General features: G+C 48.7%; 11 protein-coding genes. 3 read left to right on the forward strand and 8 right to left on the reverse strand.

Translation table 11 applies throughout. The features are described 5' to 3' along the window. Positions 1 to 173 precede the first annotated feature (173 nt). Positions 174 to 1,679 carry an SH3 domain-containing protein gene (locus tag P400_RS0100310; RefSeq protein WP_026824360.1) on the forward strand — a complete coding sequence of 502 codons (1,506 nt, stop codon included), beginning with the start codon at positions 174 to 176 and terminating at the stop codon, positions 1,677 to 1,679. 21 nt (positions 1,680 to 1,700) lie between these two features. Here the strand turns inward: P400_RS0100310 and P400_RS0100315 are convergent, their stop codons facing one another. Next, positions 1,701 to 2,222 (reverse strand): GNAT family N-acetyltransferase, encoded by a 522-nt coding sequence (locus P400_RS0100315; protein WP_034770643.1) that lies wholly within the window; start codon positions 2,220 to 2,222, stop codon positions 1,701 to 1,703. A gap of 28 nt (positions 2,223 to 2,250) precedes the next feature. After that, entirely contained in the window at positions 2,251 to 3,078 is an 828-nt protein-coding gene (locus tag P400_RS14695) for a type II CAAX endopeptidase family protein (RefSeq protein ID WP_051545912.1), read from the reverse strand. A 125-nt stretch (positions 3,079 to 3,203) separates the two neighbouring features. On the opposite strand from P400_RS14695, the gene P400_RS0100325 reads away from it, so the two are divergent. Then, positions 3,204 to 5,552, forward strand: a complete 2,349-nt coding sequence (locus tag P400_RS0100325) for a bifunctional diguanylate cyclase/phosphodiesterase (protein WP_026824362.1) — start codon at positions 3,204 to 3,206, stop codon at positions 5,550 to 5,552. Between the two features lie 38 nt (positions 5,553 to 5,590). Here P400_RS0100325 and P400_RS0100330 read toward each other — a convergent pair whose 3' ends face one another. The 6 genes from P400_RS0100330 to glmS all read right to left on the reverse strand — a co-directional run bounded on the left by P400_RS0100330 (position 5,591) and on the right by glmS (position 13,038). Further along, a complete protein-coding gene (locus tag P400_RS0100330) occupies positions 5,591 to 6,739 on the reverse strand; it encodes a mannitol-1-phosphate 5-dehydrogenase (protein WP_026824363.1) in 1,149 nt (382 codons plus the stop codon). Beyond that, positions 6,740 to 7,171 (reverse strand): PTS sugar transporter subunit IIA, encoded by a 432-nt coding sequence (locus tag P400_RS0100335; RefSeq protein ID WP_026824364.1) that lies wholly within the window; start codon positions 7,169 to 7,171, stop codon positions 6,740 to 6,742. It lies immediately after the preceding gene. Positions 7,172 to 7,218: 47 nt separating this feature from the next. Further along, complete coding sequence (locus P400_RS0100340) at positions 7,219 to 8,640, reverse strand: PTS mannitol transporter subunit IICB (RefSeq protein ID WP_026824365.1); 1,422 nt, start codon at positions 8,638 to 8,640, stop codon at positions 7,219 to 7,221. 167 nt (positions 8,641 to 8,807) lie between these two features. Beyond that, positions 8,808 to 10,838, reverse strand: a complete 2,031-nt coding sequence (locus tag P400_RS0100345) for a BglG family transcription antiterminator (protein WP_026824366.1) — start codon at positions 10,836 to 10,838, stop codon at positions 8,808 to 8,810. Next, positions 10,828 to 11,097, reverse strand: coding sequence for a PTS sugar transporter subunit IIB (locus P400_RS0100350; protein WP_026824367.1), 270 nt, complete (start codon positions 11,095 to 11,097; stop codon positions 10,828 to 10,830). Before P400_RS0100350 ends, P400_RS0100345 begins: the two co-directional genes overlap by 11 nt. Before the next feature lie 144 nt (positions 11,098 to 11,241). Next, entirely contained in the window at positions 11,242 to 13,038 is a 1,797-nt protein-coding gene (gene glmS / locus P400_RS0100355; protein WP_026824368.1) for a glutamine--fructose-6-phosphate transaminase (isomerizing), read from the reverse strand. Between the two features lie 412 nt (positions 13,039 to 13,450). Between glmS and P400_RS0100360 the strand changes: the two genes are divergently transcribed. Beyond that, positions 13,451 to 13,786 (forward strand): hypothetical protein, encoded by a 336-nt coding sequence (locus P400_RS0100360; RefSeq protein WP_026824369.1) that lies wholly within the window; start codon positions 13,451 to 13,453, stop codon positions 13,784 to 13,786. Positions 13,787 to 13,791: the final 5 nt, after the last annotated feature.

Raw genomic sequence — 13,791 nt, forward strand, 5'->3', positions numbered from 1 at the left:
TCATATTTTTCAAAGACGCCTCGTGCGTCTTTTTTATTTTAAGAAAAAAGGTAAATGAATTATATATTTCTCTCCATTTTTTACTTTTTACTTATATAATAAACAAAGACAACTCAGATGTACTCTCATATGCCGTCATTGTCGCTAGTTTATTGAATAGAGGAGTTTGAACATTGAATGGATTAAAATCATCATGGAGCTTAAAGCTATTATTAAGTTCTTCACTTGCACTAACCGGGGCAGTCATCGCCCCATTCCAACTCGATTCTTCTGGAATCAAATCGACTGTCGCCGAGGCCGCCTCGACTTACACCACAACTGCCAACTTAAATCTTCGTTTAAGTGCTGCAACGTGGAGTCCTGTTCTTTTAACAATCCCGTCCGGTTCGAGTGTCACTTACATCAGTACATACGGTTCGTGGTATAAAGTCAGTTATGGAGGCAAAACAGGTTATGTTTCTTCTCAATACGTTACGACGGTATCCAATACTGCTTCTTATTATAAGACGACAGATCGATTAAACATGCGCCTCACCGCTGCCTCTTGGAGCGCTGTCGTCACCGTGATCCCGGCTGACGCAACCGTTAAATATGTCAGTCGCTACGGTTCGTGGTATAAAGTAACGTTTAATGGCAAAATCGGTTACGTCGCCTCTGCTTACTTAACACCTACAAGTGCTCCTATTCCGCCGTCGGACTATTATAAAACGACAGCTAATTTGAACATGCGCCTCACCGCTGCTTCTTGGAGTGACGTCGTTACCACGATCCCATCTGGCGCAACCGTCAAATACGTCAGCCGCTATGGTTCTTGGTATAAAGTGACGTTCAATGGCAAAACCGGATACGTTGCCTCTGACTATTTAACGACGACAACAACTCCGGTGACACCCTCTTCATATTACGAAACAACAGTGAATTTGAATATGCGACTTAGCGCAGCTTCTTGGAGCGATGTCTTGACCGTAATTCCTGCCGGATCGGTCGTCAAATACGTGAGTCGATACGACTCGTGGTATAAAGTGACGTATAACGGTAAAACGGGCTATGTGGCATCCGAGTATCTAAAACCGACGACTGTCACGACACCAACCGATACAGATGGAACCGGAAAAACCGTTGTCATCGATGCAGGACATGGTGGAAATGACCCCGGAGCCGTTTACGGATCCGTTTATGAAAAAGTGATTGCACTTGATATCGCAAAACGCCTTGCGGGCGTCTTGTCGAGCACATATGACTACAACGTCAAATTCACACGTTCAACTGATACGTATCTCTCACTGGAGCAACGTGTGTCACTAAATAAGTCCTATAAAGGGGACATCTTTGTCAGTCTTCATGCGAATTCTTCTGTTTACAACACGGCCCACGGACACGAAGTACTCGTACCGACGTCAGACAGTTATACGACCAATCCTTACATCTCAGCGAGTCGTAGCCTAGGGTCCTCTATCAACAAAGAGATTGCATCGCGTATCTCCACAATCCAAAACCGCGGAGTCAAGTATCAGAACGTTTACGTGGTCGGACGAAATGTTTCGCCTTCTACCCTTGTGGAATACGGATTTATCAGTAACTCAAGCGACCGTTCTTATTTGACGAATACGACGTATCGTCAACGGATGGCCGAAGCGACCGCATCCGGCATTCATCAATTTATGCGTTCGTACTACTAAAAAGAGAACTTAGCCTGAGCGCTAAGTTCTCTTTTTGATGTCCACTCGCCAAATCATGTGTGATGCGTCCGGTCCCCAATAATGTTCGAGAATGAGAGAGGGTGCGCCTAATCGTTTTTGCCAATACGCTTGCGCGCTCGGAAAACCCGCATCTAAATAAAAGACGTGTTGCTTTCTAGCGAGGATCTCTCGTTTCATCGCTTCTAGCAAAAATTGCCCGACGCCAAGTCGCTGCATATGCGGTGATATATAGACACTACCTAGTTCAATGGCATCGCGCTCGACCTCGAGATGTCCCGAAATGATATCGTTGGGTGGCAATAATGCCCCTACGCCCACAATCACACCATCTTGATCGACAACATACAGTTGCACGAAATCGTCATCAAAGTGATCTTGAATGGTCGTATTCAGACGCGCCACTTCTTCATCAAGCAAATCGGCATCTTCAAAACGCTCTCGTCGCATCAAATCACTCAAACTATCCATCAATAAGCGTTGCAAGGGCTTTACGTCTGATTGTTCGAGTGCGCGGAGTTTCAAGACGTCCACTTCCTTTTCTATTTTTGTTCTACTCTTTACCCTCGCGAATCCGATGCGTAACACTCGGGTAAGTTGGAATCATTTCTTCGAGCGGTTCATAATTCAATTTTCCGTACGTTTTCCAAATGACTAAAATCACAACGGTCCATAATGTAATCGTCAAATGAATAAATCCAATTGGATAGCCATCTTCCACATCGAACCCGACCATGACGAGCATAACGTTAAACATCGTATGCATAAGAAAGGCAGACCACAGATTGCGTGACGAACCATTGTATACCCACGTGATGAGAATCGTGTAGGCGATCACGGCTAATCCATATGCCCAAAATGACAAGTTCATCTGCCCAGTTCCAGCCATGAAGAAAAGAGGGGTGTGCCAAAGCGTCCAAATGACTCCTAGTGTCAGACTGGCCAAAAGCGGAGACAGCCTTGACTGCAACGCGTCAAGCAAATAGCCGCGCCATCCATACTCTTCCTGCAGTGTCCCACCTAGAAACAACATATATAGAAAATAAGGGACAATCCACCACGGTTCGCGAACGATTAACGCACCGCTCCGGTCCGTCCACCAATAGGCAACGAGAAATAAAAACGGTACTAATAAAAGTGGAATCATATACGTTTTCCAACTCATCTTGAACTGGATACTATTTCGAAGGAGATGCTTCACCCCCGCACCACCACGAAGTCGATACATCGTGAGAAAGCCTGAAATACTCGGCCCGAATGCTCCTAAGATGACGATGAACGTAATCGATAAATCCGTCCACCAATACAGTGTCGTCCATATAACCCATGAATAGCCGAATGCGATGAACAAGAAAAAGTTGATATATTTATTTTTATACATAGTCGGCCCCCCCTTCAGCAACTTAATACCCGTTATTTAATTTAAATAATTTTATATGTAATCTGTGTTGTTCCGCATATAATGAAGTGAACATACAATAAATAATCCTACGAGGTATCGATATTATGGAACAAATCAGCACTCAGACAATGAGTCATAATGGTTTTTTGATGTTTCTCGCCTTCATTATTGCCAGTGTTTCTGCCTTTATGGCACTCGAATTGGCGAAACGAGTCACAGGAGAATCTACCTCGTCCCATCGCGTTTGGCTTTTATTTGGCGGCACTACCTTAGGTCTCGGGATCTGGTCCATGCATTTTGTGGCCATGCTTGGGCATGCTTCTCTACACGATAGCACGTATTCCACCTGGGTCATTATCGGGTCGATGGTTCCGGCGATTGCCGGGTGCATTCTGTCGTTCGGCTTGGTTTCCCGCAACAAGACATGGATGACACTACTGCAGTCATCCGGTCTGATGGGATTCGGGATTGTCAGCATGCATTACATCGGAATGGCTGCCATACAAGGTGTTCAATTGGAGCTCGACCCCTCATGGGTTTTATTATCCATCGGAATTGCATGGAGCGCTTCCTACCTCTCCCTGTGGGTAGGTTTCTTTTCTTCATACTCCACAAAGCGCACGACCTTTCCTGTGAAGCTAATGTTCTCACTCATGATGGGAACAGCCATTTTCAGTATGCATATCGCTGGGATGAGGGCAACAATCATTACCCCCGATGCTTCACCTGTGAGTCGAATCCCGATTGACCCCACTTTGCTAGCGTGGCTCGTCACAAGCATCGTGTTTCTCTTATTCGGGACATATTTTATTGCTTATACGTTAGACCGACAAATTCAAAAGCGTGACCTTTTTCAAAAAACGATTTTAGAGTCGACGACGGATGCCGTAGTAACGACGACGAGTGACGGTGAAATCCGCTATCAAAATCAAGCGTTCGCTCACTTATTCGAAGGATGCGCCCCTGAACCCTTTTTTCAGGATTACCATCCTCTATTATCGGCTCAACAACATTTTTATCAGCCGGTACAAATTGAGACGAATCACCGCACGTTAGAAGTGACGTCTTACCCACTTCAAGATGGTACGAACAATCAAGTACTTTGGTTTATACGCGATGTGACCAAAACGGTCGCTTCACAGCGCATGATTGAACATATGGCGTTCCATGATGCGTTGACCGATTTACCGAATCGCTACAAACTCGACTCGCTCCTTCAGGAGAGCATCTTACAAGAGCGTTCGGTCTCCTGCTTATACATCGACGTCAACCGCTGGCGTTTTTTGAGTGACATTCTCGGTCATCATGGAGCTGAAGAATTAATCCTTCAAGTCGCCAATCGTCTGAAACATACGATTCACCCGGATGATGTACTGACGCGAATCGGGCCATCCGAATTTATCATATTGCTATTCGCGCAACGAAGCTCACTCGCTCATCAAAAAGCAGAAAAGTGTATAAAGGCGATCTCATCTACTTTTGACGTAGATGGAACGACACTTGAATTGACGATGAGTGCGGGAATCAGTCATTTCCCTAAGGATAGCTCTTCTCCAGAAGAATTAATTCAATTTGCTCGTCTTGCCGCTGACGAATCAAGACGGGATGGAGAGAACAATATCAAGTCGTTTGAAGAGTCCTCGCGACCTCAAATCTTATACAATATCGAGATTGAAAAAGCGCTTGTCACCGCATTAAATCAAGATGAACTCACACTCGTCTATCAACCAAAAATCGATTTAAAACAGAATCGACTAGAAGGTGTGGAAGCGTTACTCCGATGGCAACATCCACAAATCGGGACGATTGCGCCATCTGACTTCATCCCGATTGCAGAAAACACGGGGTTGATTCATTCGATTGGTCACTGGGTGATTCGAGAAGGATGTCGCACCTGGGTGCGCTGGCAACGAACCGGAATTCGTCCATTTACGTTATCCCTCAACGTCTCACCGCTTCAATTTGCGCGTGAAGACTTTGTCGATACACTTCAGTCTATTTTGTTAGAAACGGGGATGGACCCGATGTTTCTCGAGTTGGAAGTGACAGAGTCGTCGATGCTCTCATACGAGGCCTCGACCCGTGAGAAATTGACACAGTTACATCAACTCGGAATTCTCATCTCACTTGACGATTTTGGTACTGGCCATTCCTCGTTCAGTCAACTTCGAGAACTGCCCGTGCAAGTGCTGAAAATTGATCGGTCGTTCATCGTGAATCTGTTTACCGATCGGAACCAAGAGGCTATCGTGCGCTCGATGATTCAACTCGGTCATAATCTTGGAATGAAGGTTTTGATGGAGGGCGTTGAAACATCCGCTCAACTCGAATGGTTACTGAAGGAATCATGCGATTATGTGCAAGGGTACTATTTCAGTCGTCCGTTGTCTGAGACAGACGTTCCGTTTCACGTAAAAGAAACGACCACATATCTCGAGTTCGGGAAACGCTAAAAAACTGCCCCTGTCAAATCGACAGGGGCAGTTTTTGGTTACGAAACGCGTTCTTTTTCTTCTTCCCGAATCAAATGGTATTGATCGAGAATCAATTGTGTCAGTGTATCTCCTTCATGGAGTTGAAGGTATTTTTCAATCGTTGAGGAGATACCGTGCTCCTCGATCGACAAATTCAGCTCAGACGATTCCGAATCCTCCGGGTTATAGTAATGAAGGGCCGCTGCAATCCCATAAGCGAGTTCGTTCGGTTCAATTCCGTTATCCATCAACTCACGCGCTGGCTTGACGAGGCGGTCGCTCGGTCCAAGTTTACGAATCGGCGAACGGGCCACCCGTGACACTTCATCCTTCAATTTCGGGTTTTCAAAACGCTTGATGATCTTTTGAATATATTGGCTATGCTCTTTGGCCTCGAACCCGTATTTCTCAAGCAATAACCAGCCTGTCTCATACAAAGCACCTTGAACGACTTGACGGACGCGACGATCTTGTAGCGCCTCGTCAATCGTCGCCTTCCCGAACAACGAGCCGATATAAGAGGCGATGGCGTGTCCCGTATTGACCGTGAAGAGCTTCCGTTCGATATACGGTCCGATCTCCTCGACCCATGTCACTCCGTTGATTGGCAATTTTTCATTGAGCCCTTGTGTCTCGATGACCCATTCATGGAATGTTTCCACTTCCACGTAAAGCGGGTCCTTATGTTGTTGAAGGGGAACGATGCGGTCGACAGCCGCGTTCGGGAAGAAGACATTCGCTTCCCCGACACCGCCACATGTCTCTACTTCTTGACGGAGAATGGCGCTACCGCCAATCATGTTCTCACATGCGATGACATAAACCGGTGCATCCTCGACTTCACGAGCACGAAGTCCTTCACTGATCAAGGGTGCCACTTTTGAGAGGAGTGACGGTCCGACAGCCGTCGTCACGAGATCCGCTTCTGCGATCAAAGCCGCGACACGAGCCGGTTCTTTCAAACTGTTGACACCGCGAACCCGATCGACGACGATACGCTCGACGCCATCTTCTGCGAATCCGACCTCATAGTGACGTTTTGCTTCAAGCGCTTCGATGACCGTATCATTAATGTCGACAAACGTTACGTCGTAACCACTTTGATTGAGCAACAATCCGATAAAACCTCGTCCGATATTCCCTGCTCCAAAATGAACAGCTTTCATTTACGCCACCTCTTCCATAAAGAGAGCCAAGATTTCTTCTTTTGTTTTTGCCTGAACAAGGCGCTCCACATTGCTTTCGTCCGAGCAGAGAATCGCGATTTGCGAAAGGAGCTCTAAATGTTCATCATTCACGCCTGCAATCCCGATGACGAGTTTGGCCGTTTGACCACCAAAGTCGACACCGTCCGGCACTTGCAGGAACGAAATTCCCGTCTTCTGAACCGCTGATTTCGCTGCTTCTGTACCATGTGGAATGGCGACATGATTTCCGATATAGACGTTGGCGATCGCTTGACGTTCATGCATCGCTTCTACATACTCCGGTGTCACACAACCGGCGTCTTGTAAGACGGCTCCGGCTGCTGTGATCGCTTCCTCTGTCGTTGCGAATGTTTGGTTAAGTCGAATCATCTCTGTTTGAATGAATGGCATTTTGATTTCCTCCTAATGGCTAAACCGTTTCTCTATCTGTTCTGATTTCAAGAAATTTTGCTACGTTCCGCTTTAATTTCTTCTACCAATTGGTCGTAGTAATCGGCGTTCAAGAAGTTCGTGACCGAACGATGAATCGCATTCGGTGCTTGCGCTTCCGCACGCTCCGTCAAATCTTCATGTGTGATGACAAACTGAGCATCTTTCGGCAAGTTGCTGATCGACGTGTTCGTCACTTTGATCGGCAAGTTCGCTTTGTTCACCTTGTTCCGGAGAACCGAGGCCCCCATCGCACTTGATCCCATCCCAGCGTCACATGCGAAGATGATGTGGTCGACTTTATCAAGGCGATCTGTCACGAGAGCAGATGCGTAAGACTGCTTGCCTTTCATCGTACTCACGTTTTGTGTCGCTTCTTCGAGTGATACTTCCTCAGCTGCGCTTGATTTCAAGATGACGCTCGCCACAGCGAATGTGACCGCTGCCGATAAGAGAATCCCTGCCACGAGTCCGACGTACGAACCGCGTGACGCCATCGCAAGAATCGCGAAGATACTACCTGGTGAAGCAGGTGCGACGAGACCGACATCAAAGAGTACGAACGTGAAGATCCCTGTTGCGCCCCCTGCAATCATCGCAAGGATCAAGACTGGCTTCATCAACACGTATGGGAAGTAAATTTCGTGAATCCCACCAAGGAAGTGAATGATCGCTGCCCCCGGTGCTGTACGTTTCGCTGCACCTTTGGCGAAGAACATATAGGCGAGAAGTAATCCAAGACCCGGTCCTGGGTTAGCTTCAAGTAAGAAGAGAACTGACTTTCCAGCGTCTGCGACTTGATCGACACCGAGCGGGCTCAAGATTCCGTGGTTGATGGCGTTGTTCAAGAAGAGCACTTTTGCTGGTTCGATGAACAGACTCGCGACCGGAAGCAATTTCGCTCCAACGATCCAGTCAACACCTGCCGCCATCACTTTATCAAGGCCGCTCATAATCGGACCGAAGATTTCAAAACCTCCAAGCATGAGAAGTCCACCGATGATTCCCACTGAGAAGTTGTTGACGAGCATTTCAAATCCTGCTTTAACTTTGCCTTCAAGGGCACGGTCGACTTGGCGGATGACATAACCACCGAGTGGACCCATGATCATCGCACCGAGGAACATCGGAATGTCTGTCCCGACGATGACCCCCATTGTGGCGAGTGCCCCGACGACACCGCCTCGTACGTCGTGAAGTAATTTACCACCAGTGAAACCGATGAGTAATGGTAAGAGATATGTGATTGTTGGACCAACGAGTTCTGCTAAGTTTTCGTTTGGCCACCATCCTGTCGGAATGAAAAGTGCTGTGATAATCCCCCAGGCAATGAAGGCACCGATGTTCGGCATGACCATCCCACTGAGGAAACTACCGAATCGTTGTACTTTGACTCGGACCCCGCCCGAGCTCGCTTGCGTATTCGCCATGTATAAAACCTCCAGTCGTTTAAATGTGAAAGGTTGAATGTGTAGTGTAGCTAACCGGTTTGTGCTCTACACCTGTATTGTATGCCTTGAGTAAGCGCTTTCTCAATTCAATCCAGTTCACACTTTGGCAACATTTTGTGCCAAACAAAAAAATGACCATGGTTCGGTCATTTTTCATACAATGTCTCGTGAATCATTTTCTTCATGCATTCGTGCAGGAGCAAACGAAGGTCTTCTTTCGTCCCTTTGCTGTATAGACGCATATGCTCCTCACTCTCAATAAGCGACCCGCTGATCGCACTTAGGAACTGAAGCTCGACGTCATGGGCTTCTTCCGGCGCAAGCAAGACAAGCAGACGTGTCACGGGTTCGGTCGACTGATCCATCATCAGGAGCGGGATCGATGTCGTTAAATCGAATGCAAATACACTCGCTTTCTCAATCGAGGCATGTCGTCCATGAAACAGTGCCAGTTTTGTACCCGGCACCCCAAGACCCGCGACTTCATGACGTCGAAGCAATTGCGCAGATAACTGAATACCGCTTTGCACGAGGTCCCGTTCCTCGAGATGTGTCCCGATGTCGACTAAAATATCCTCTAAACGGTCCGTATTGTTGAGTGTGACCAAATCAAACTGATGATCCATCCGCTCGAACGTTTCGACAAGTTCGCCGAGCTCGGTAAAATCAAGCATCGTTGACCTCGGCTTCGTCGCGAGTGTCTGAAAGGATTGCGGTAAGGACAGTAAGAGATGACGGACGCGTTGCACTTCTTCACTCGTCAAAAGCGGATTGACGATTAGCGTCGGTACCGAGAGTGGCGGTAACGGAACTGTCGACAAGATGACATCATACTCTTCAAGTCGATGCTGTTCGAGTCCGAAAAGTGATGAGTTGACGACATCTTGCATCTCTGGGAACTCTTGACGTAGCCGATTGACGAGCATCTTCGACGAACCGAGTCCAGCCGAACAGACGACGAGTGCCCGATATTCGCGACGACGCACCGGTTTGACAAGTGCTGCCGCAAAGTGCATCGCCCAAAAGACCGTTTCTTCTTCGGAGAACGTATTCGTCCCAAAGACGATATCGGCGGCCTGTTGAATCGCCGAACGAAGTCCCGGATAGTCGCGGTCGATGTGGGGCTTGACCGTACTCGTCTCTGGTAGCGCCTGCGTATTCATACTCGACAAGATATGCGCGAGCAGTCCTCGTTCGAGAGCCACGTCATCCGTAAACGTGAACCCATAGATGAGTGAGACGTGGTGAATCAGTTTATGCACCCGAATCTGCATGATCCAACGTTCTTCCTCGTCTTCTTTCATTTGATCTTTAATTGAGCGCAGACGGTTCGCCTCTTCCGCGAACCAGACGCGTTCCGCCATCGAGTAGGTGATCCCGAGTGCCTCTTCCATATCGGTGGCGACTTTCAGATAGTCCTCGGACCGTCCTTTCGTATACATCTCTAAAAAGAATCCAGACGCTAACCGTTCCTGTTGCACCCCGTAGGCGAACGTGACCCGCATGATGGTACGGTCATCCATCCGCTCAAACGCGCGAGACTTCAAATAATCATAGCCGTCTCGAAGACCTTCAAGCATCTCCTCACATGGAACGGTCTTCAAAAAAGCAGGAATGTAGTCGTCTTCCCCGCGGACGAAGCGGTAAAATGCGAGCGTGTCCCAGTGGGCAAGCAGAGCGTTGATGAGTAGCTTACGCTTCTCGGACTCGTAACCGAGCACTCTAGCCCCAACACCTTTTTTCCGTTCAACTTCTAAATGGTACTCTTCGAACCATCTGTCCAATTTCTCTAAATCTTGCGTCAACGTGCTCGGAGAGACGTGCATCTGCTTGGCGACTGCCTGTAATTTGAGCGTATCGTTCTCGAACAAGAGACGCCACGCCAGTTCAAATAAGCGGTCCTCGCTCGTCGGAATCGCTTCTGCAGATAAGATCAGGTCTTCTCGTAATTGTTGTTTCGCAGACGGCTTGCCGACAAGGCTCAATCCATGACCACGTTGCCAAGCGAGTTCGAGTTCGAATTCTTTTAAGATGCCTTCAAGTAATTGTCGTTCTCGTTGAACCGTGCGCTCAGACAGATTCACTGCCTGCGCGATTTCGGCGAGCGGTGTCGATGTCTCGGTTGCCAATAAGTGTAACAAGATCGACCGTTCTCTCGCGGTCCACTCATGTCTCATGCTCATCCATCCATTCTTCGACAAGTAGTCGGTATTCCTCGAGCGACAGGAGTTGTCGGACTGACCGGACACGTGCTGTCGGATGGGTGACCGGGGTCGCCCCTTCCTGATAGAGAATCAAATCCACCTCGTTCGGGATGTTTTGAATCGTTCCGTGCGTAATCGTACAAGGCAAGCGTCCCTCGCTCGCCTGTGCGAACAACTTCGCTGCCATCGCACTCGTTACAAACCCACTATGGCAAGCAATGTATACGTTCATGTCAGCCCTTCTTTCGTCGCATATCTTTATCTAATCATAAGTTGGAACCGCTTACTTCTCCTACTATTTTGCTTGTTGGCAAAGATATCGGCAAGCAGTAAAAAGCACCTCTCACAAGGAAAGGTGCCTTACGCTATAACCAGTTTATTCCACCGTCACCGATTTCGCCAAGTTACGTGGCTTGTCGACGTCACAACCACGGGCGAGCGCCGCATAATATGCCATCAACTGAACCGGTAAGACGTTGATGAGCGGTGCCAAGAGTGGCTCGACGTGCGGCAAGATGAAGTCATCATTCTCATGTTCGACGCCTTGCATCGAAATGATACAGGCATTCGCGCCACGGGCGACGACTTCTTTGACATTCCCGCGAATGTTCAAGTTCGTCTTCGGTTGCGAGATGAGCGCGATGACCGGTGTCCCGTCTTCAATCAAGGCGATCGATCCGTGCTTCAGTTCCCCACCTGGGTACCCCTCCGCTTGGATGTACGAGATCTCTTTTACTTTGAGCGCCCCTTCGAGACAGACGGACGCATCGAGCCCACGCCCGATGAAGAACGTGTTCGGTGTCGTTTTCAAATAACGTTCCGCGAGGTCTTCGAACAATTCTTTTTGCGCCATGACCGAGTCCATAATGGTCGCGACACGGGCGAGCTCTGGCATGAGATCAAACGGTAACTCTTTACCTGTTGCACGGGCGATGTCGTACGCGAGAATCGCGAGGACGGCAATCTGTGCCGTGTATGCTTTCGTCGACGCGACGGCAATCTCCGGTCCGGCATGAAGGAGCATCGTCTCGTTCGCTTCGCGTGAGAGCGTCGATCCCGGTACATTCGTCATGGTAAGTGCTTTGTATCCGCGTTTCTTCACTTCGACGAGGACGGCACGGCTGTCCGCTGTCTCACCGGATTGTGATAAGAAGACGAATAACGGACGTTCACTTAAGAGCGGCATATTGTAGCCGAATTCAGAAGAAACGTGCACTTCTGTCGGAATGCCGGCGATGCGTTCTAAAATGTCTTTCCCGACGAGTCCGGCGTTATAGCTCGTCCCACATGCGACGATATAGACACGGTCCGCTTCTGAGACGAGTTCACGCACGCCTTCCGTGAGTTCGATGTCGCCGTTCTCGTTCTGGTAGTGCTGGATGATGTTGCGGATGACGGCCGGTTGCTCATCCATCTCCTTCAACATGTAGTGCGCGTACGTGCCCTTCTCGATGTCTGATGCGTCGATCTCGGCCGTGTATGGCGCACGTTCGAGCACGTCACCGTCGAGCGTCTTGATCGTCGCCGACTCACGTGTGAGGATGACGATCTCGCCGTCGTGGAGCTCGAGGTACTGGTCTGTCACCTGGAGCATCGCCATCGCGTCCGATGCGACGACGTTGAATGTGCCGTCACCGAGTCCGACGAGGAGTGGTGACTTGTTCTTCCCGATATAGATGCGCTCTTTGTCCTCTGAGTCGATCATCGCGATCGCGTATGAGCCGTGGAGGTTCGAGAGCGTCTTGCGGAACGCCGCCTCGACGTCACCGAGCTCGACGAAGTGCTTCTCCATGAGCTGAACGATGACTTCCGTATCCGTCTCTGAAAGGAACGGGACGTCGAGTGTGGCTTTCAATTGCTCGTCGTTCTCGATCACGCCGTTATGCACAAGCGTGAAGCGTCCTGTCGTACTTTGGTGCGGGTGGGCGTTCGGCACGCTCGGTACCCCGTGTGTCGCCCAACGCGTATGACCGATTCCAATCGTCCCTTCAGCGTCAGCCGGTACGATGTCACGGAGTGCTTGGATTCGCCCCACTTCTTTGAACGTACGAACGTCCTCGCCGACTAAGGCAATCCCTGCCGAGTCGTAGCCGCGATACTCGAGCTTTTCGAGCCCTTTCAATAAAATCTCTTTCGTTCCAACTTGTCCGATCATCCCTACGATTCCACACATAAACAAATCTCCTCTATTCTTCGATTTCTCGAAAAAGGAAACGGGCTTTTTTGAGTGATGTCATCAAGTCTCGTTTTGTCCGCCCGGTCACCCGAACGTTTTATCAAGACTCTCTCAGTCGTGACACGCGACTGGAAGGCATCCGCCGAAATCTCGATCACCTTCGTCCTCGTCAACTCCGCAGAGTTCTGGCGCTTTCACTTCATATCTAGCCGTTTCTCCAGATACGCTTTCATGCTATCGAGTACACGGCGTCTTGGATAGAGAAATTGTTAAAGTAGTCGCTGAATACTTTTTTACCGTTCATGTAAAAGTCACCACTTTCACTAAAATGCCATCAATGTATCAGGTTTTCGAGTAGGGAGAGAACGGGCATGATACAAGTAACGAGTAAAGAAACGAGGGGAAACACATGGGTGGAATCTTCCTATTGATTGGAATCCTATTATCCGTCTTATCCAGATGGCTCGAATTTGAAGGGAATAGCACGTTAGGGGATGTCATGTTGTTTCCTGCGATTTTCTTTATGGCTATGGCTTTTCTCTGCAGTTTCCCTTATTTCAAGGAATGGTGGGATGACCGCTCCACCCGTAAGAAAGCATTCTTATTCGTGATGTTTGCCGCAGTCGGCATCCTATGTCTGCAAGCCGCTTTTTGGTTTGTCGTGTGGCGAGATCAATGGCTCGGGCTCCTTCTCGTCCTTCCCTTTGTTGCATGTGCAACGTTCATTGCTCGTCTATTCAAATAAAATGG

The sequence above is a fragment of the Exiguobacterium marinum DSM 16307 genome (genome assembly GCF_000620845.1).
In the GTDB taxonomy this organism is placed as follows: Bacteria; Bacillota; Bacilli; order Exiguobacteriales; family Exiguobacteriaceae; genus Exiguobacterium; species Exiguobacterium marinum.